Raw genomic sequence first — 19199 nt, 5'->3', positions numbered from 1 at the left:
CATGGATATGGAAACAATCAAACAATGGTTCACGCTCGACAGCATCCTTTCCCTGCTCGAACAATACCGCTCTTTCGGCGTGCTTCCCGGCATCGCAGCGACGTTGCTTGAGTCGTTTTTTCCCATTTTGCCCATGTTCGTCTTCGTGATGGCGAACGCAGCGGCGTTCGGACTATGGAAAGGGTTTCTGATCTCTTGGCTAGGCGCTTCACTTGGCTCGCTCATCGTGTTTTGGCTGACGCGGAAAGTGGGGCAGAAGCGTTTTTTTCACTTTGTCCGCCGCCACCCGAAAGTGCGGCAGTTTATGCATTGGATTGAGCGACACGGATTTGGTCCGCTGTTTTTGTTGTATTGCTTTCCGTTCACCCCATCGGCGCTTGTCAATATTGTTGCCGGACTGTCGCGCATCAGCCGCCAGCAGTTTGTATTGGCGGTGCTGCTAGGAAAGATGATCATGGTGTTTACCATCAGTTTTATCGGCTATGACTTGAAGGCGCTCATCCGTCAGCCGCTGCGCACGGCGATGATCGCCGCAGTCGTTTTGTTGCTTTGGTACGCCGGAAAACGGGTGGAAGCGCGATTTTCGTTGACGGAAGAACAAGGCGGCGAGGAGGGCGGGGAGTGACAAAGCAAAAGGAAAAAGAAAAACGAGGCCGCCGATGGCCATGGTTTGTTGCCGTTTGCGTTGTCGCCACGCTTCGGTTGTTCGTGTTCAGCAATTACGTGGTGGAAGGAAAATCGATGATGCCGACGCTAGAGAGCGGCAATTTGTTGATCGTCAATAAGCTTTCCTACGACATCGGGCCTATTCGCCGGTTCGACATTATCGTTTTTCACGCCAACAAAAAGGAAGATTACGTCAAGCGGGTGATCGGCCTGCCTGGCGATCGGATCGCGTACAAAAATGACATCTTGTATGTCAACGGAAAAAAAGTTGACGAACCGTATTTGCGCCCTTATAAGCAAAAGCTGCTTGACGGCAGGCTGACCGGGGATTTTACGCTTGAGGAGGTGACCGGGAAAACACGGGTGCCTCCCGGCTGCATTTTCGTTCTTGGCGACAACCGGCTTAGCAGCTGGGACAGCCGCCATTTTGGGTTTGTCAAAATCAACCAAATTGTCGGCAAGGTGGACTTTCGCTACTGGCCGTTTAAACAGTTCGCCTTTCAATTTTAACCTTAATCTCGAAAGAAGTCTTCCGCTTCTATAACGAAGTGAAGCTTCAGAGACCAATAAATGGATCCTTCGAAGCGAGGTTGTTCAGTCGTCCGACAGTCGCTGACATGTCGGCTGGCTCCACAAAAAGAAACAAACGTTAACGTTTCAGATTGCCTCTATATAACCCGCAGCCGAAGGGCGTTTTTTTTCTTCCCAAAAGCGAACATACGTGCTAAAATAAAACAAATAAAGGAAACGAATGGTGGTGGATACAATGTCGCTGCGGTTTTTGCTCGGACGGTCAGGAAGTGGGAAAACGGCCGTCTGCCTCGAAGAAATTCGCCGCCAGTTGCAAGAGGATCCAAAAGGAAGGGCGATCGTCTATCTCGTTCCGGAGCAAATGACATTTCAATGCGAATACGCGTTGATCCATACCGAGGGAGTGGGCGGGATGATTCGCGCCCAAGTGTTCAGCTTCACCCGTCTCGCTTGGCGCGTGCTGCAGGAAACAGGCGGCATGACCCGGTACCACATTCATGATGTTGGCGTGCAGATGATGATCCGCAAAATTATTGAGCAACGCAAACAAGAGCTGAAACTGTTTGGCCGCGCGGCGGACAAACATGGGTTTATCGAGCAGCTGAACGAAATGATCACCGAATGCAAACGGTATTGCCTGACGCCGGGCGAACTCCGCCGACATGCTGAGGCGTTCGAGGATGGGCCCGATCAACCGGGCCGCCGCTTGCTCGCTGACAAGTTGAGAGATGTCGCGCTTGTGTATGAGGAACTTGAGCGGAGTCTTATCGGCCACTATCTTGATTCGGAAGATTATTTGCGCTTGCTCGCTGAGCATATTCCGCGCTCAAGTTATTTGCGGGATGCCGATATTTACATCGACGGCTTTCATCATTTCGCGCCGCAAGAATATATGATCATCGAACAGCTTCTTCGCCATTGCCGGCGCGTCACCGTTTGTTTGACGATCGACCGCCCGTATGACGACGGAATGCCGGACGAACTTCATCTCTTTTATTTGCCGGCGCAAACGTACCGCCAGCTGAGGGAGTTGGCGCTAAGCAATGACATTGCGATCGAAGAGCCGATCGTGCTTTCGGCCAACCGACGCCATGAAGACAGGGCGCTCGTTCATCTTGAGGCGCAATTTCACCGACGCCCCCTGTCGCCATACGAGACGACGACCGATGCCATCCATCTTTATGAAGCGGCCAACCGCCGCGCAGAGATTGAAGCAGTCGCCCGGGAGATCGTTCGCCTTGCCCGCGATGAAGGGGCGCGCTATTGCGACATTGCGCTGATCATCCGCCAGACGGAGGCGTATCGCGATCTGGTGAAAACGGTGTTTTTTGATTTTGGGATCCCGTATTTTATGGATGAAAAAGAACCGATGCACCACCACCCGCTCATTGAACTCGTGCGCGCTGCCTTAGAGACGGTCGTGACGCGTTGGCGATATGAAGCGGTGTTTCGGGCGGTGAAAACGGATTTGCTTTTTCCAACGGACGGCGATCTGCACATGTGGCGCGAGGCGGCCGACAAGCTCGAAAACTATGTGCTTGCTTACGGAATCAAAGGGGATAAGTGGACAAACAATGAGCGCTGGGCGTATCGGCGCTATCAGGCGCTTGACGGTTTGAACGTACCACAAACGGACGAAGAGCGGCAGTTTGAGGACATGCTCAATGAATGGCGCGAGGCGTTGGCCGCTCCGCTTCGCCGGTTGGAGCGCCGTCTGCGCCGGGCGGAGGACGGACGCGGGTTTTGTATGGCATTATATCTGTTTTTGGAAGAATTGCAGATTCCAAAAAAACTAGAGAAAATGAGCGCACAAGCGGAAGCGGACGGCCGCCTCGTTGAAGCGCGCCAGCATGAACAGGCGTGGAACGCCGTCGTCGATTTGCTTGACCAATATGTAGAAATGCTCGGGACAGAATCGCTGCCGCTCGCTGAGTTTGTCAAGATTATCGAGGCCGGGCTCGATCGATTGGAATTCTCCCTTGTGCCGCCGGCGATGGACCAGGTGATCGTCGCTCAGCTTGATCGCTCTCGTTTAATTGACATCAAGTATGCGTTCGTCATCGGCGCCAACGATGGCGTGATTCCAGCGAAAGTGAAGGAAGACGGGCTGATGGCGGAAGTGGAGCGCGAGCAGCTGCGTGAGTTGGGGGTGGCGCTCGCCCCAGGGGGGCGGGAGCAGCTGTTTTATGACCCGTTTTTTGTCTACTTGGCACTTGTTTGTCCGAGCCGGCGGCTGTATGTTACATATCCGCTTGCTGATAGGGAAGGGAAAGCATTGATGCCGTCGCCGCTCATCAAGCAGCTTACGGAACTGTTTCCGCATGCGCCGGTGCATCTGTGCGGCAACGACCCGTTCGACGCCCCGGCAGAAAAAGCAGAGGCGTTCGTGACCGCGCCGCGGGCGACGCAAACGTATTTGATCAGCCAGCTTCGAGCATGGAAGCGCAACTACGGCATCGATCCGCTTTGGTGGGATGTATATAACACGTTCATCGGCCATCGGGACTGGAAGGAGCCGGTGCGGCATGCCGTCTCCGCGCTCTTTTATACAAACGGAGCGACGCCGCTCAAAAAACAGTGGAGCCAGCGGCTGTACGGCAAAAAAATTCAGGCGAGCGTCTCGCGCATGGAGCAGTTTCAAAAATGCCCGTACGCCCATTTCGCATCGCACGGGCTGCGGTTGAAAGAGCGCAACGTTTTCCGACTTGAGGCGCCGGATGTTGGGCAATTGTTCCATGCCGCCATCAAGCAAATCGCTGACCGGCTGCGTGAACAGCATCTTGATTGGCGCGAACTGTCAAGATCAGACTGTGAACGGCTGTCGGCCGAAGCGGTCGAGCGAATCGCCCCGCTTATCCAGCAGCAAGTGCTCTCAAGCTCTCATCGCTATGAATATATGAAACGAAAATTGAAACACGTCGTTGCCCGTACAACCCATGTGTTAAGTGAGCATGCGCGGGCGAGCGGTTTCGTTCCGATCGGACTTGAGCTGTCATTCGGCCCCAATGGCGACCTGCCGCCGCTTCGGTTTCGGCTTCGCGATGGCACAGTGATGGAGCTCGTCGGACGGATCGACCGCGTCGACAAGGCGGAAAGCAGCCAAGGGGTGCTTCTTCGCATCATCGATTACAAATCGAGCGCGAAAACGCTCGATTTGACGGAAGTATATTACGGCCTGGCGCTGCAAATGTTCACCTACCTGGACATCGTGCTGACGTATGCCGAACAGCTCGTCGGCCAGCCGGCCTTGCCAGCCGGGGTGCTTTATTTTCACATCCACAATCCGATCGTTCAAGCGAAGCAATGGGTGGATGATGAGGTGGAAATGGCGAAAAAGCTGCTTGAACCGTTTCGGATGCGCGGACTGTTGCTCGCTGACGTCGAGGCGATCCGGTTGATGGACAACCGAACGGAAGACGGACAATGGTCGCTGATTGTGCCCGCTCAGCTTACGAAAAGCGGATCGATCCATTCGCGTTCGTCGGTGGCGAGTCCATCCGACTTTGCCGCGCTCCGCCAGCATGTCCGCCGTTTGTTCATCGACATCGGCGGGCAAATCGCCGACGGCGTCGTGTCGATCGCCCCGTACAAGTTGAAAGATAAAACAGCGTGCGAGTTTTGCGTCTTCAAACCGGTCTGCCAATTTGATGAGGCACTCTCCGGCAACGAATACCGGAAGCTTGCCCCGCAAACGAAGGAAGCGGTCATCGAAAAACTAGCGGAAGGGAAGGAAGGATAAATGAACGCCACGATTCGCCCGAAGCCGGCTGGGAGCCGATGGACGGATGAACAATGGAAGGCGATCGCCGCGGGTGGCCGAGACATTCTTGTCGCCGCGGCGGCCGGATCCGGGAAAACGGCCGTTCTTGTCGAGCGGATCATTCAAAAAGTGACGGCGGAAGAAGGAGCGGTCGATATCGACCGGCTGCTTGTCGTTACCTTTACCAATGCGGCAGCCGCGGAGATGAAAGCAAGAATCGGTGAGGCGCTCGAGCGGGAATTGGCCAAGCGTCCGCATTCGCTCCATTTGCGGCGCCAGCTCAGCCTGCTTCCCCGCGCCGCGATCTCGACGCTCCATTCCTTTTGTTTGGATGTCATTCGCAAATATTACTATTTGCTCGATTTGGATCCGTCGTTTCGCATCGCGGATGAAACGGAAATCGAGCTGTTGAAAGAGGATGTCCTTGAAGAGCTGCTTGAGGAGGAATACGGAAAGCCGGACAACGAGCGGTTTTTCGCCGTCGTGGATGCCTATACGGGCGACCGGAGCGACGCCGAGCTGCAGGAGATGATTGTCGCCCTTTATGAATTTTCCCGCTCCCATCCGGAACCAGATGAATGGTTGGCCGGTTTGGCCTCGATGTATGACGTCGATGAACGGACGGATATCAAGACGCTGCCAGCAGCCCGCTATATCGCGCAACATGCCGCGATGGAGCTGGCGGCGGCCAAACGGCTGATCCGAAGGGCGCTTGAGCTCGCCGAAGAACCGAGCGGGCCGCGGCCGTATGCCGAGCGGCTATGCGAAGATCTGGAGATGATCGCCAAGTTAGAGGCGCAACTTTCCGGGCCGTGGGCCGAGCTGCATCGCGCGCTAAAGGCGCTGTCGTTTGGGCGGCTGCCGGCCTGCCGCGGCAAGGACTATGACGAGCGGCTGATCGACGAAGCCAAATCGCTGCGTGATCAGGCGAAAAAGAAAGTGGAGGCGCTGCGCGACAATGTGTTTTCGCTCGATCCATCCGTTTGGCTCCGCCATATGAGGGAAATGAAGCCGATCGTTGAAACGATCGCTAACCTTGTCCGCCGTTTTGCCGTCATGTTCCAAGCGGCGAAACGGGAAAAAGGAATCGTTGATTTTTCTGACTTGGAACATTATTGTTTGCATATTTTGCGGCGGCGCGATCCGGAAACGGGCGAATGGCAGCCTTCCTCCGCCGCCTTGGAATACCAGGCGCAGTTTGATGAAGTGCTTGTTGACGAGTATCAAGATACGAACCTCGTTCAAGAAGCGATTTTGCGGATGGTAAAAAAAGGAAGCGAACGAACAGGCAATTTGTTTATGGTCGGCGACGTGAAACAGTCGATTTACCGATTCCGCCTTGCCGAGCCGATGCTGTTTTTGGACAAATACAAACGATTCACCGCCGATGGGGAAGAAGGGGGGATGAAAATCGACCTCGCGAGCAACTTCCGCAGCCGCCGCGAAGTGCTTGACGGGACGAATTTTCTGTTTGCGCAACTTATGGGGGAAACCGTCGGCGAAATGGTTTACGACGAAGCGGCGCAGCTGAAATACGGCGCCGATTACCCGGAAGGGGAGGATGCGGCGCCGGAAGTCATGATCATCAACCGGCAGCGTGCGGCGGAAGAGGACGAAGAGGAAGCGGCTGAATGGGAAGCGGCGGAGCTCGAGGCGCGGCTGATGGCGAAAAAAATCAAAGAGATCGTTTCCGCTCCGTTTTATGTATACGATCGTTCGAGCGGGCAGCCGCGGCGCGCCATGTACCGTGACATTGTCATCCTTGTCCGCTCGATGACGAATGCGCCTCAGATGATCGAGCAGTTGCAAGCGCAAGGCATCCCGGCGGCCGCGGATTTGTCATCCGGCTATTTTCAGGCGACGGAAATTTCGATCATGCTCTCCCTGTTAAAAGTGATCGACAACCCGCACCAAGACATTCCGCTCGCCGCGGTGCTCCGGTCGCCGCTCTTTCGTTTTGACGAGAATGAGCTCGCCATGATTCGCCTCGCCGATCCAAAAGGCACGTTTTATGAAGCGCTCTGTTCGTTTCGGCAAAAGCCGGCGGAAACAAAAGAGGAGGCCAACGCCCAAAGGAAAGCGGCGGCTTTCTTAGAGCGGCTCGAGGGCTGGCGTACGATGGCGCGCCGCCGCTCATTAGCTGATCTCATTTGGCAGCTGTACCGCGATACGCAATTTTACGATTTTGTTGGCGCACTGCCGGGCGGCAGGCAACGGCAGGCGAACTTGCGCGCTTTGTACGACCGCGCGCGGCAGTACGAGTCGACGTCGTTTCGCGGCTTGTTTCGCTTCCTTCGCTTCATCGAGCGGCTGCAAGAGCGCGGCGACGATTTAGGGGCGGCCCGGCCGCTCGGCGATCAAGAAGACGTCGTGCGCATCATGACGATTCACAGCAGCAAAGGATTGGAATTTCCGATCGTGTTTCTCGCCGGGCTTGCTCGTTCGTTTCATACGCGCGATTTGCATCACCCCTATTTGCTTGATAAAGAGCTGGGCTTTGCCGCCCGCTTTGTCCACCCGCGGCTGCGCATCAGTTATCCGACGCTGCCGCTGCTTTCCATCCAAACGAAAAAGCGGCTTGAACTGCTCGCTGAGGAGATGCGCATTTTGTATGTCGCGCTCACAAGGGCAAAAGAGAAGCTGTATTTGTTGGCGTCGGTCAACGATGCGGCCAAGGAGATTGAAAAATGGAAAAGCGCTGCTTCGGAACGCGGCTGGCTTCTCCCCGACGATGTGCGGGCTTCGGCCCGCTCCTACTTGGATTGGATCGGCCGGGCGCTCATCCGTCATCGGGATGGGGGGGCGCTTGCGGGAACGAAGGCGCCTGAAGAGGTCGCCTCTCACCCGTCTGTATGGCGTGTCGCCATCGTGCCGGCCGCCGATTTGCGCGGCGCAGAGGCTGCGAGGGAGGAGATGGATGGCGGCGTGCTTCTTGCCCTCGAACAAGGACGACCCGTTCCCGTAGAAGGAGGGTGGCAGAAGGAGGTCAAACGCCGCTTGTTGTGGCGGTATTCGTATGAGAAAGAAACGGCCGTGCGCGCCAAGCAATCGGTGTCAGAACTGAAAGAACATCGCGCGCTCTTTGGCGAGCAAGCGGACGAATGGCGGCCGCGACAAGGGACGGCTCCGGTGTTTTCTCGGCCGCGTTTCATGCAGGAGAAAACATTGACGCCGGCCGAAAAAGGGACGGCGCTCCATATCGTCATGCGCCATCTTGATTTGCAGGCGCCGCTTGATGAATCGTCGATCCGCAGTCAGATCGTCCGCCTTGTCAAAAAAGAGCTGCTGTCGGCAGAACAAGCCGAGGCGGTCGATCCAGCGGCCATCGCTGCCTTTTTCACTGCAGATCTTGGCCGCCGCCTTTGCGCCGCCCGCGAAGTGCACCGTGAAGTGCCGTTCAGCTTGGGGCTTAAAGCGGCTGAACTGTACGGCGGCGAAGGGGCGGAAAGCGGCCGGCGCGTCCTCGTGCAAGGGGTGATCGACTGCGTGTTTGCCGACGAATGCGGCTATGTGATGATTGACTATAAAACAGATGAAGTCGTCCACCGTTTTGCTGGGCAAGAGGAAGAAGCGGCTCGTTTTTTGCTCGGCCGCTACGGGACGCAAATGCGCTTGTACCGGCGGGCCATCGAGCAAATTTGGCGTGCGCCGGTGGCGGAATGCTATTTGTATTCGTTTGACGGCGGGTTTGTTGTGGCTGTGGAGTGATGCAAGGGGGGAAAGAGAGAATGCGGATTTTGCATACCGCGGACTGGCATTTGGGGCGAACGCTCGAGGGACGGAGTCGGATGGCCGAGCAAGAGGCATTTGTTGATGAGCTTGTGGAGATTGTCAAGAAAGAACAAATCGACATCATCCTTGTGGCCGGCGACGTATTCGACTCCGTCAATCCGCCGGCGGCTGCGGAACAACTGTTTTATGAAAGCCTTGCCCGCCTGTCCGACAAAGGACGCCGCCCGGTGGCAGTCATCAGCGGCAACCACGACCACCCCGACCGGATCAGCGCTGCCCGGACGTTGATGTGTGCGCACAACATTTTTCTTTTCGGCCGCCCGCAAGCGGCTGTTTGCCGGATTGACGTTCCATCACGCGGCGAAACGATGATGCTTGCTCCATTGGCCTATCCGTCCGAATCGCGCCTTGCTGAGCTGTTGTCATCCGACTGTAAGGAGACGACGATGCGCGATCGGTACGATGACCGCATCCGCGCCCTATTAGCGGCGATGGCCGCCTCGTTCACAGCGGAGACCGTCAATATCGCGATGAGCCATCTTTACGTTGCTGGCGGACGTACGTCCGATTCCGAGCGGCCGATTGAAGTCGGCGGCGCTTATACGGTGGCGGCTGAGAGCTTGCCGAAAGCCGCGCAATATGTGGCGCTTGGCCATCTGCACCGGCCGCAGGATGTCAAGCAGGCACAGACGGCGGCGCGCTATTCCGGCTCGCCGTTGGCGTACAGCTTTTCCGAAGCCGGTCAAGCCAAATCAGTCACGGTCGTTGACGTGCATCCAGGCGGGGCGGCCAAGGTGGCGGAGATACCGCTCGCTGCCGGCAAACCGCTCATCCGTTGGAAGGCGACAGAGGGGCTCGCTCAAGTATACCGCTGGTGTGAGGAAGGAAGAGACCGATCAAGCTGGATCGATTTGGAGATCCATGTGACCGAGTCGTTGACAATGGACGAAATTGATCGGCTGCGTAAGCTTCATCCCGGATTTGTCCACATTCGCCCGGTGCTTCCCAATCGGGCGGAAGAGATGATGGAAATGAGCCGCGAGCCGCTTTCACTTGAAGAAATGTTTCACCGCTTTTACGAACGGCAGACTGGGGGACAAACGCCGGATGAAGAGCTCGTCCGCCTCTTTTTGGAGCTGGCGGCGGAAGAAGAGAAGGAAGGGGAGGAAGAATGAAGCCGATCTCGCTGACGATCGCCGGGCTTCATAGCTTTCGTGAAAAGCAGACGATCGATTTCACCGCACTGTGTGAGGGCGGTGTGTTCGGCATTTTCGGGCCGACGGGAAGCGGCAAATCAACGATTTTAGACGCCATGACGCTCGCCTTGTTCGGCAGCGTCGAGCGGGCGGCCAACCGCACGCAGGCGATCATCAACCACGCCGAGCAAGAGTTGTTTGTCTCGTTTACGTTTGAGCTGGAAAATGCGGCAGGAGCGAAACGGTATACAGTCGAACGAAGCTTAAAAAAAGTGGACGAATGGCGGACGCGCAGCGCCGTTTGCCGCCTGATCGAGCATCGGTCCGAGCCGGTCGTGCTCGCCGATAAACTATCGGAGGTGGACAAGGCGATCGAGCAATTGCTCGGCTTGACGATGGAGGATTTCACCCGGGCGGTCGTCTTGCCGCAAGGAAAATTTGCCGAATTTTTATCGCTCAAAGGGTCGGAGCGTCGGCAAATGCTGCAGCGCCTCTTCCATCTTGAGCGGTATGGCGATCAGTTGAATAAAAAGTTGAAAGACCGGCTTGCCGCCGCTCGGCAAGAATGGGAAAAAATCGAAGCGGAAAAAGCGGGGCTTGGCGATGCTTCAAAAGCAGCGCTCAAGCAGGCAGAGGCGGATGTGCGGGAGCTCGCGGGGCTGTTTACCAAGCGAAAAAAAGAGCTTGAGGAAGTCGAAGCAGATGTGGAACGAACAAAACAACGATGGGCGTGGCAGCAAGAAAAAGAAGCGGTCGAACAAGAGCTTGCCGCACTGCACCGGCATGAGCCCGCTATCCGCGAGCTGGAAGTGAAAAAAGAGCGCGCTGAGCAAGCAGAGCGCATCTGGCCGTATTGGGAGCAGTGCGAGCAGGCATGTCGCTTGCGGGCAGAGGCGTTTCGTCGGTATGAAAGACTGGCGCGTCGATTAGAGGAAGCCCAATTGAGCTATGAAGAAGCGGCGCGGCGTTATGAACGGGCGCGCCAAGAAAAGGCGCAGCGCGAACCGGAATTGCTCGTCCAGATGGAACGGCTGCGGCAGGCGGCGCAGCTTGAGCAGCAAATGGAAGTGCTTGGACAGGAGCTCACAGCTCTTCGTGAAGAGAGGAAGCGACTCATTGCCCAGGAGAAGGCAGCTGTACGCCGGTTTGAAGAGGCGTCGGTCTGGTATGAGCGCGGCGCGAAGCGGCAGCGGGAGTTGAAAGAAGAACTGAAACAGCATGAAGAGGCGCTCGATAGAAAAGATGAGGCAGAGCGGGCGTACAGGCAGAAGCAGCATATTGAGCAAGCGGCGTCAGCCATCGCTCGCGTCGATGCCCAACTTCAGCAAAAGGAGGCCGTTTGGCGTCGGGCGAAAGAGGAAAAGTTGGAGCGGGAACGCCGATCAGCCGCTGTCGGCTCCCGGCTTCAAGAGCTGTTCCGGCGTATGGAGCGGACGTATCGTTTCGTCTGCTGGCGGCAGCAGGACGCTGAAAAACAATTGTATACGTTGCAGAAAACCATGGAGGCGGAGCGACAACGAGCCGAAGAAGCGCGGACGGCGCAACTCGCCTCCGCCTTGGCTGAGCGGCTCCGTCCCGGCGAGCCGTGTCCAGTGTGCGGATCGCGCGAGCATCCGCATCCGGCCGCCGCACCGAACGATGTCCAACTTGAGCGTCTGTCCGAGCTTGAGGCAGAGCGGAAGCGGTATGAACAAGATTGGCAAATGATCATTTCGTTCAAGGTGCAGCTCGAGCAGCTCGCCGAGCTGGCGGCAGGCCATGAAGCGCCGCCTCTGTTTGCCGAAAGCCGCTCGGTGGAGGAGGCCGTCGACCTCACTGTGGAAGTGCGGGCGCTTGGGCAAGAGGTCATTGAATTGAAAGAAGCGGTCTACCGGGTGCTTGCCCAATGGAATGAAGCCGAGTCAGCGCGGCGCGAAGCGGAGAAAGCGTGCCAATGGATAGCGGCGGACATCGAAGCGCTGCAAGTTGAAAAGCAGCGGCTGGAGGAAGAGCGGCGGCTGCTTGAACAGCAATGGCGGCAGATGTATCCTTTCCTTTCGCTTGAGACGATCGATGCGGTGTATGAACAGCTGTGTGAACGGGAAAACGTGCGGCGCGACGTGCAAAAACGGCTGGAGGACAGCGTGCTGTTTTTAGAGGAAAAACAGCGGGCGAAAGAGGAAGCGGCCAAAGAGCGGAGCCGGCTTGAGACGGAGCGGGTGCGTCTTGACTCACTGATTAGTGCCAAACAGCAGCAATGGAACGAATATGAGCGGCAACGGGGCGAGAAGGCGGGGGAAGGCCCAGCGGCTGTGCATCTTCAGAAGGCGGAGGCCGAATGGCGCCAGCTGCAAAACGGCGAGCAACAGGCGTATGAGGCCTGGCAGCGAGCCCAGCGGGAATATCAAATGCTTGAAAGCGAAACAAAAGCAGCCAAGCAGGCGTGGGAAGAAGGCGTCCGCCGCGAAGAAGAGGCGCTCGCTCGCTGGCGCGGCGCGCTTTTGGACACCATGTTTGCCGATGCCGAACAAGTCAAGCAAGCGAAGGCGGAAAAAGCGCAGCGAGATGAATGGGATGAGACAATCCGCCGCTATTGGCGCCAAATCGAGCAAGCCGAACATCGCCTCGCTCAGCTAGCCGCCGCCATCGGGGGGGCGACGGTGAGCGCTGAACAATGGGAGGCGATGCAGCGTGTATACGCCGAGTTGAAGGGGCAAGTGGAGGCGATGACGCAGCAGCTTGGGGCGGCTCAAGCGAAGGTGGAAGAGTTGAGAAAAAAACATAGCCGCTTTGTTGAACTGGAGGAGAAGCAGGCGGAGCTCAGCCGGCGCATCGAGCGGTATAAACAGCTGCAGGCGTTGCTTCGCGGCAACAGTTTTGTCGAATTTATGGCGGAGGAGCAGCTTGAGCAAGTCACCGCCATGGCTTCGGAACGGCTGCAGCGGCTGACACGGCACCGGTATTCGCTCGAATTGGATTCGCAAGGCGGGTTTCTGATCCGTGATGATGCCAATGGCGGCGTCAGACGGCCGGTATCGACGCTCTCGGGTGGGGAGACATTTTTGACGTCACTGTCGTTGGCGTTGGCGTTGTCGGCGCAAATTCAGCTGCGCGGTGAGTATCCGCTCCGCTTTTTCTTCTTGGACGAAGGGTTTGGCACCCTCGATGCTGAGCTGCTTGAGACGGTCATTTCTGCCTTGGAAAAGCTGCATACCGAGCGGCTGGCGGTCGGTGTCATCAGTCATGTACAAGAAATTCGCCACCGTCTGCCGCGACGGCTCATCGTCGAACCGGCTGAACCGTCCGGCCGCGGCACGCGCGTCTGGCTGGAAATGATTTGACACTCCGCACGCCTAAAGGCGTGGGATTCTTGGGTCGTTTGCGTCCTCATCCATTTCTGGTTCGGACCACGCCCAAGTTTAGGGGTGTGTCATCACCCCGTCCCATTGGGTTAGAGTGTACCTCGATGGGCGGCGCACCTGTGACCAGTGCGCTAGGTTCAGCGGCGAAGCCCGAAATCGCTTTGGCGATGTTGATCGCGCCATTCAAGTCGGCGTGGAGAGTGTATCCACACCTTTGGCATCGGAAGCGGATGCCGTTTCGGTTCGCTTTCTCTCGATGACCACATTGACACGTTTGGCTCGTGTAGGTTGGATTCACCCACTCCACGCGAATGCCTGCCATTTCCGCTTTATAGGCGATCATCGTTTGCAGTTGGTGAAATGACCAAGAGTGAAGGCTTCGCCCCGCTTCTTTGGCCGATGTTGCCCGTTTCCGAATCCCCGTCAACGCTTCCATCCGAATCACGCCAACACCGTTGGCGAGCGCAGCATTCACGATTTGACGGCTGATTTTGTGATTTTGATCCTTCATCCAGCGGGACTCTTTACGGCCGATTTTGCGAATCATATGAAGCTTCTTCGCTTGGCCCAGCCTTCGCCGCAAAGCCGCATAGCGTCGGCGAATGAAGGCGTATTGGTTCCCTTTGAAAAACCATGATTTCGTTCCCACGCTGGCCACAGCGATATAGCGAAGCCCAAGGTCAACCCCCATCACCTTTGTTTCGTGCCGCGGCTTCACGTCAAAGGTGACCGCAATAGCCAAGTACCATTTCTTTCTCTTTTTGTAGAGTTTAGCGGCCCCTTGTTTGGCGGTTCCATCGAGCAGCCGATTCAGCCACGCTTCTTGATAGGAACGCGTGACGACCGGCACGCCGATTCGCTTCTCCAGCGTGGGGAAGGAAACCGTGTAGAACGATCCTTTCTTTTCCACCTTTAGGTTTTGGTTGTTAAAGCAACACCAGAATGTCCGGAACTTCTTTGTTTTCTGGTTTTTCTTTTGGGACTTCACTTCTCGAATCGTCTGATTCACGACGGCGGAAGGAAACCGCTGCGACGAAAACACTTTAAACAGTTTGCTCGTCGCTTGATTCAGCTCGGGATGGTTCAACAGCCAATTCGCAAACGCGGTATTCACTTCTGTCATCCGTTCGTACATGTCTTGTTTGACTTTCGTTGGGTTGTGCAGTTCCAGCCTTAGTGTGATGGTCGGCATGGATTTACCTCCTTGCGACGATTACATGATACCGTTTCTTTCATCATCATTCAATAAGTATGAAGAAAACGGCTCGCTTTCATCCCACCCCTCAAGGAGTGGGCTTTCTCGCTCGCTGATCTGTAAATGGATAGCCCGTTGAGCTGAACGGGCTTTCGGGGAATAATGGAGAGAGGCGGTCGCAAAAGGTTGGTTTCCTTTCGATCAAGCACAATGTATGGTTTTTTAGATATAGAGGCAAATAAGCAAAGGTGTCCGGATCCTTTTGGGACACCTTCTCTTTTTGGTTTCGGCAGCGTTCGGCTGATAAGGTTGATGTTGGCAAATGAAAAGCGAGGGGATTCGTTTTCTGCCATGTTCAGTTGTTGGCGGCCACGTTTTGGTCGGATACATCGGGATCAAACGCGTTTGTAAAGCTGATCGCGTTGTTCGTCATCACAAAATCGCCGGTGTTGAATCCGCCGGATCCGGCTTGCGTTTTCGTGGCGACTTTTGGCGCGATGTACAGACAGTCGCCCATTTGCACGACAGCTCCGCTGCTGACGCTGTTGATTTTAATCGGGCCGACAAACGAAGGCATTATGAATCCCTCCCTCTTGTTGGCGCGCTCGACTCAGAGCCGGCCAGCTGGCGGATATGTTTCATTCTTGCCTCTGCCTCCGCTGTCGAGGTCGAGCCGATATGGACGATGGCGGACGAAGAAATGGCGAGCACGCGCACAGACTGAACGGAAATGACCGGGGACTCATGGAGCGTTTGGCGTGCAGCTGTCGGCGGTGGAGAAGTCCAGCGCGGGATCGGTTTCGCAAAAACAGGGAATATTTGTTCTCCTTCTGGGCCAAAAAACAGTTCGTATTGCCGCTGCACGGCTAAGGCGCGCGTGCGGGTGGAAATCCGTTCAGAGTCGCCGATTTGCAGCACGGAGCTAATAATCAACGTTTCAGCATGGAACGTTTGCACAACTGACGTTCGTTTCACGGCGTATCCCCTCGAGCCGGCACGAGCGGGACGAACGGGCCGATGATCAGCGATTCCGGTGGTGTGTCAAACGCGGATGACAAGTTGATCACATCAGCATCACCGATTAAAAACAGCGAGGCGCTGGCGACGGCCGTCAAGCGGATGTCACCGACATGCACGTCGCGGTTAATGACAGTATAGTTCACGTTGATTCCTCCCCTGAAGGCAAATGTTTCAAAAACGCATCGAGCGATTGTTCAATATCCGCTTTCACCTTTTGGAAGATCTCGTTTTCCACCGTTTCATCGCGATCGCCCGGGGGAACGTAGCCTTGATTTGCTTTCTCTTGCAAATAAAAGTGGATGCGTTCATCTGTCTGGCGGGCGATATCTTGCAAAATAAACTGCCGGTACGTATCATCAAGGCGGCGGCCGTATTGCTGCTCAAGGCGTTTTAACGTTTCCGACGCCTCCCCGTTGAGATAGGCGGCCACTTTTTCTTGAATCGGGCGCATGAGCACCGGCTCCGGCTTTGGAATGATGGTTTTGACCGGTTCGACGGCAAAGTCTTCAATTGCACCGCCGGCTCCGGGCGGAGCGATCCCGATGTTTAGCGTTCCTTCGAGCGTTTCCACTTTGAGCTGGTCAAATTTATATTCAATTCGTTCGATCGATGTGCGCGGCTGAGCCTCCATTTCCCGAAGCCGGGCTTCGAGTGAGCGGAGACGGCGTTCCAGAGCCCGTATTTTTTTGGTTTGCCATAATAAATAGCGGTGCAGTTGGACGAAATACTCGTAAATGCTCATTGTGCACCATCATCCTCTCCAAAGAGCCCTCTTACTTCAATATATGGACGGCCTTTCGCTCTCATCACTTTTTTCGCTGAATTTAGCGGGTGGCTGAATGGAGAGGAACGAGAGGAGCGGATGCACCGGGCGGCACGGTCGCCTGTGGGGCCGGACCGGTGAATCCGCCGGTGTTGGCAAGCGTTGAGAGCGCTTGAATGCTTCCGGCGCTGCCGATTTGCAAAACGGAAGAATTGGTGACCGAGCCGATCCGCAACTGGTGGATGCAGATGCTTTGGCTGATGTAAACGTGCACCCTCCTTCTCCTCCTTATACATTTCCGACGACATTTTCATCGGCGACATCGGCGTCATTCGTATTCGTATTGCTGTAATAGTTATAGATATGAAGCCCGTCGCCGGTGTTAAACGAACCGGCGCCAGCGAACGTTTTCGTCACGCTTTGCGGGGAAATCGCAAACACATCGCCAATATGGAACACGCCGCTGCTTCCGATGCTGTTCAGTTTGACGACTCCGACAAAAGCCGGCATGTGGGCATGCTCCCTTCCATGTTGTCTTCGTTGATACTAGTGTATGGGCGCAAGTTGCGAAACGTTCGTTTTAATTGTTGGCGGCATTATTGGAATCGAACACATCCGGGTCGCCGGTGTTTGTAAAGCTGACGAACGTATTCGTCTGCAGGAAGTCCCCGTTGTTGCCGCCGCCTGAGCCGGTGTTGGATTTCAACGTGCTCTTTGGCGTGATTTGCAAGACGTCGCCGAAATTCACCGTGCCGTCGCCGCTGACATGGGTGATCTTAATCGGACCGCTGATAAATGAAGGCATGAAGAGCCCCCTCCTTTTTCATCGTGTCGCTATCGTTATTGTATGAAAACAGAGAAAAAACGGTTCAATGCGGGGCGAGAGTCCAATTGTGGGAAGCAGCTCCCGCGTATGATAAAGAAAGGGAACGGGCAGAAAGGAAGGGGAAAGGGGATGCCAGCAATCGTCATTGGGGGGATTAAGGTGACGAACGTAAGCGGCAATGGCACTGTCAACATGGGGGATGTGCTGCAAATCGCTCCGAAAAGCACGACAAAGTCAAACTCAGGCGCCGGCGGCGGCAATACTGGCGATTTCTTGCAAACGAATACGTTTTGCAGCGTCACGAATACGGTCGATCCGGACGTCTCCGACGCCGGGGTGAAAGGAAATAACTAGCGATTGTCGAGACGATTCGCCTAGCATTCGTTTTTGGGCAAAAAGAAGAAACCGGGTTCTTTTTTGGCGCAATGGATCGGACTAACGAAGAAAGAGGACTGGCTTCAAAAGTCGTTTTACGACCTTTTGGGACGGGTCTCTTTTTCTTTATGCCATCTTTGTTATATAATACAATTGTGAATTTTCTAAAACTAAAACAGGGGGATGGGAGAATGAACGCACCACTCGTTCTGACCCATTTTTTAGACCGGGCTGTCGCTCTGTATGGGGACAAGCCGGCGATGATTTGTTCCGGACGGACGGTGACATACAGGCAGCTTGGCGAACGGGTGCGGAGGCTTGCCAATGGGTTGCGGGAGCTTGGCGTTCGCAAAGGGGAGCGCGTCGCGTATCTCGCTCCGAATACGCTGGAAATGCTGGAAGGGTTTTACGGTGTATTTGAAGTGGGAGGGGTGATGGTGCCGCTGAATACGCGGCTGAAACCGGATGATTACGTTTTTATTTTGAATCACAGCGAAACGAAAGTGTTGTTTGTGGATCAGGAGCTGTATGGGCTGATTGCACCAGTCAAAAACAAGCTTGAAACGGTCGAGGAGATCATTGTCCACCATAAAACAGAGGCGGCGATTGATGAAACCGCTTACGATGAATGGCTCGCCGCCCAGTCGTCAGCGCCGGTTCCGCGCCCGATGATCGATGAGAACGATATATGCAGCTTGCTATATACAAGCGGGACGACGGGCAACCCAAAAGGAGTCATGCTGACGCATCGGAACAACTATTTGCATGCGCTTGTGACGATGCACCATTTGCGTGTATCTGACCGAGATACGTATTTGCATGTGTTGCCGATGTTCCACGTCAACGGCTGGGGGGCGCCGTTTTACTACACCGCCAATGGCGCGACGCAAATTGGGCTGCGCAAAGTCGATCCGAAAATCATTTTTGAGCTTGTCAAGGAACATCAGGTGACGGTTATGCATATGGCTCCGACTGTGCTCACTATGTTGCTGCAATATTATGAGCAATATCAACCAGATGTCCCGGAAGGCGTGCGGATCGTCATCGCTGGTTCTGCGCCGCCGCCGGCGTTTGTCGCACGCGTTGAGGAAAAGCTCGATTGGGAGTTTATTCAGGTGTACGGCATGACCGAATCATCTCCGCTCAGCACGATTTCGCTCATTCGTCCGCAACTTGACGGACTGCCTGTGGAGCAAAAGCAACGGCTCAAGGCAAAAGCCGGCTATCCGATGATCGGCTGTGAAGTGAAAGTGGTCGATGAAAACGGCGACGAAGTACCTCATAATGGTCGAGCGATCGGCGAGGTGATCGTCCGCAGCCATGGCGTCATGAAAGGATATTGGAAAAACGAAGAAGCAACCGCCGCAACGATCCGCGACGGCTGGCTGTATACCGGCGATATGGCGACCGTCGATGAATACGGACATATTGATATCGTTGATCGGAAAAAGGATATTATTATTAGCGGAGGGGAAAATATTTCGTCGATTGAAGTCGAGGGTGCGCTTTATGAACACCCTGCTGTGCTTGAGGCAGCCGTCATTGCCGCGCCGCACGAAAAATGGGGCGAAACGCCGCATGCGTTTGTCGTCGTTCGTCCGGGGCACAACGTGACAGAGGAAGAGCTGATCGCCTTTTCTCGGGAAAAACTGGCCCATTTCAAAGCCATTACAGGCGTCACGTTTGTTGATGAGCTGCCAAAAACAGCCTCCGGAAAAATCCAAAAGGTGCATTTGCGCCGCCAATATTGGGATGCAGTTGGAAAATCGGGCCGCTATGTCAACTGATGGCACA

The 19199-nt window shown here is 55.4% G+C and carries 16 protein-coding genes; 8 read left to right on the top strand and 8 right to left on the bottom strand.

The genetic code is table 11. The annotated features are described in order from the left end of the window. Nucleotide 1 precedes the first annotated feature (1 nt). The 6 genes from B9L19_RS15160 (at nucleotide 2) to B9L19_RS15135 (ending at nucleotide 13205) form a co-directional block, all read left to right on the top strand. Nucleotides 2–625, top strand: coding sequence for a TVP38/TMEM64 family protein (locus tag B9L19_RS15160; protein WP_013146210.1), 624 nt, complete (start codon nucleotides 2–4; stop codon nucleotides 623–625). Further along, nucleotides 622–1176 (top strand): signal peptidase I, encoded by a 555-nt coding sequence (gene lepB / locus B9L19_RS15155; protein ID WP_047752163.1) that lies wholly within the window; start codon nucleotides 622–624, stop codon nucleotides 1174–1176. Before B9L19_RS15160 ends, lepB begins: the two co-directional genes overlap by 4 nt. Nucleotides 1177–1432: 256 nt before the next feature. Then, nucleotides 1433–4936, top strand: coding sequence for a helicase-exonuclease AddAB subunit AddB (addB, locus tag B9L19_RS15150; protein ID WP_279627601.1), 3504 nt, complete (start codon nucleotides 1433–1435; stop codon nucleotides 4934–4936). Further along, entirely contained in the window at nucleotides 4937–8665 is a 3729-nt protein-coding gene (gene addA, locus B9L19_RS15145; protein WP_047752161.1) for a helicase-exonuclease AddAB subunit AddA, read from the top strand. Between the two features lie 20 nt (nucleotides 8666–8685). Further along, nucleotides 8686–9864, top strand: a complete 1179-nt coding sequence (locus tag B9L19_RS15140) for an exonuclease SbcCD subunit D (protein WP_047752160.1) — start codon at nucleotides 8686–8688, stop codon at nucleotides 9862–9864. Then, nucleotides 9861–13205: an SbcC/MukB-like Walker B domain-containing protein gene (locus B9L19_RS15135; protein ID WP_089113977.1), complete on the top strand. Its 3345-nt coding sequence runs from the start codon at nucleotides 9861–9863 to the stop codon at nucleotides 13203–13205. The genes B9L19_RS15140 and B9L19_RS15135 overlap by 4 nt, the downstream gene beginning before the upstream one ends. A 46-nt stretch (nucleotides 13206–13251) precedes the next feature. Here the strand turns inward: B9L19_RS15135 and B9L19_RS15130 are convergent, their stop codons facing one another. From B9L19_RS15130 to B9L19_RS15095, 8 genes are all read right to left on the bottom strand, one after another. Then, nucleotides 13252–14418, bottom strand: a complete 1167-nt coding sequence (locus B9L19_RS15130) for a transposase (RefSeq protein WP_241771915.1) — start codon at nucleotides 14416–14418, stop codon at nucleotides 13252–13254. Nucleotides 14419–14776: 358 nt separating this feature from the next. Continuing rightward, nucleotides 14777–14998: a spore germination protein gene (locus B9L19_RS15125; protein WP_013146204.1), complete on the bottom strand. Its 222-nt coding sequence runs from the start codon at nucleotides 14996–14998 to the stop codon at nucleotides 14777–14779. Beyond that, a complete protein-coding gene (locus tag B9L19_RS15120) occupies nucleotides 14998–15396 on the bottom strand; it encodes a spore germination protein GerPE (RefSeq protein WP_025950967.1) in 399 nt (132 codons plus the stop codon). Before B9L19_RS15120 ends, B9L19_RS15125 begins: the two co-directional genes overlap by 1 nt. After that, on the bottom strand, nucleotides 15393–15584 hold the full coding sequence (locus tag B9L19_RS15115) for a hypothetical protein (protein WP_025950968.1): 192 nt from the start codon (nucleotides 15582–15584) through the stop codon (nucleotides 15393–15395). Before B9L19_RS15115 ends, B9L19_RS15120 begins: the two co-directional genes overlap by 4 nt. Further along, nucleotides 15581–16183, bottom strand: coding sequence for a spore germination protein GerPC (gerPC, locus tag B9L19_RS15110; RefSeq protein ID WP_047752159.1), 603 nt, complete (start codon nucleotides 16181–16183; stop codon nucleotides 15581–15583). The genes B9L19_RS15115 and gerPC overlap by 4 nt, the downstream gene beginning before the upstream one ends. Nucleotides 16184–16265: 82 nt before the next feature. Continuing rightward, entirely contained in the window at nucleotides 16266–16478 is a 213-nt protein-coding gene (locus tag B9L19_RS15105) for a spore germination protein GerPB (RefSeq protein WP_013146201.1), read from the bottom strand. Between the two features lie 14 nt (nucleotides 16479–16492). After that, nucleotides 16493–16714, bottom strand: coding sequence for a spore germination protein (locus tag B9L19_RS15100; protein ID WP_011230193.1), 222 nt, complete (start codon nucleotides 16712–16714; stop codon nucleotides 16493–16495). 70 nt (nucleotides 16715–16784) lie between these two features. Beyond that, nucleotides 16785–17009, bottom strand: a complete 225-nt coding sequence (locus B9L19_RS15095; protein ID WP_011230194.1) for a spore germination protein — start codon at nucleotides 17007–17009, stop codon at nucleotides 16785–16787. Between the two features lie 150 nt (nucleotides 17010–17159). On the opposite strand from B9L19_RS15095, the gene B9L19_RS15090 reads away from it, so the two are divergent. Further along, on the top strand, nucleotides 17160–17384 hold the full coding sequence (locus tag B9L19_RS15090) for a spore germination protein (RefSeq protein ID WP_013523085.1): 225 nt from the start codon (nucleotides 17160–17162) through the stop codon (nucleotides 17382–17384). Nucleotides 17385–17596: 212 nt separating this feature from the next. After that, entirely contained in the window at nucleotides 17597–19192 is a 1596-nt protein-coding gene (locus tag B9L19_RS15085) for a fatty acid--CoA ligase (protein ID WP_047752158.1), read from the top strand. The last annotated feature ends 7 nt before the right edge of the window (nucleotides 19193–19199 follow it).

The sequence above is a fragment of the Geobacillus thermocatenulatus genome, assembly GCF_002217655.1.
GTDB lineage: Bacteria > Bacillota > Bacilli > Bacillales > Anoxybacillaceae > Geobacillus > Geobacillus thermocatenulatus.
The sequence above is the reverse complement of the archived record's forward strand: the minus strand, read 5'-3'. Positions and strand labels throughout refer to the sequence as shown.

Bases quoted from the DNA above. Each gene is read 5' to 3' on its own strand.
- B9L19_RS15160 (WP_013146210.1), top strand. From the start codon at position 2: ATGGATATGGAAACAATCAAACAATGGTTCACGCTCGACAGCATCCTT.
- addB (WP_279627601.1), top strand. From the start codon at position 1,433: ATGTCGCTGCGGTTTTTGCTCGGACGGTCAGGAAGTGGGAAAACGGCC.
- addA (WP_047752161.1), top strand. From the start codon at position 4,937: ATGAACGCCACGATTCGCCCGAAGCCGGCTGGGAGCCGATGGACGGAT.
- B9L19_RS15140 (WP_047752160.1), top strand. From the start codon at position 8,686: ATGCGGATTTTGCATACCGCGGACTGGCATTTGGGGCGAACGCTCGAG.
- B9L19_RS15135 (WP_089113977.1), top strand. From the start codon at position 9,861: ATGAAGCCGATCTCGCTGACGATCGCCGGGCTTCATAGCTTTCGTGAA.
- B9L19_RS15130 (WP_241771915.1), bottom strand. From the start codon at position 14,418: ATGCCGACCATCACACTAAGGCTGGAACTGCACAACCCAACGAAAGTC.
- B9L19_RS15125 (WP_013146204.1), bottom strand. From the start codon at position 14,998: ATGCCTTCGTTTGTCGGCCCGATTAAAATCAACAGCGTCAGCAGCGGA.
- gerPC (WP_047752159.1), bottom strand. From the start codon at position 16,183: ATGAGCATTTACGAGTATTTCGTCCAACTGCACCGCTATTTATTATGG.
- B9L19_RS15100 (WP_011230193.1), bottom strand. From the start codon at position 16,714: ATGCCGGCTTTTGTCGGAGTCGTCAAACTGAACAGCATCGGAAGCAGC.
- B9L19_RS15095 (WP_011230194.1), bottom strand. From the start codon at position 17,009: ATGCCTTCATTTATCAGCGGTCCGATTAAGATCACCCATGTCAGCGGC.
- B9L19_RS15090 (WP_013523085.1), top strand. From the start codon at position 17,160: ATGCCAGCAATCGTCATTGGGGGGATTAAGGTGACGAACGTAAGCGGC.
- B9L19_RS15085 (WP_047752158.1), top strand. From the start codon at position 17,597: ATGAACGCACCACTCGTTCTGACCCATTTTTTAGACCGGGCTGTCGCT.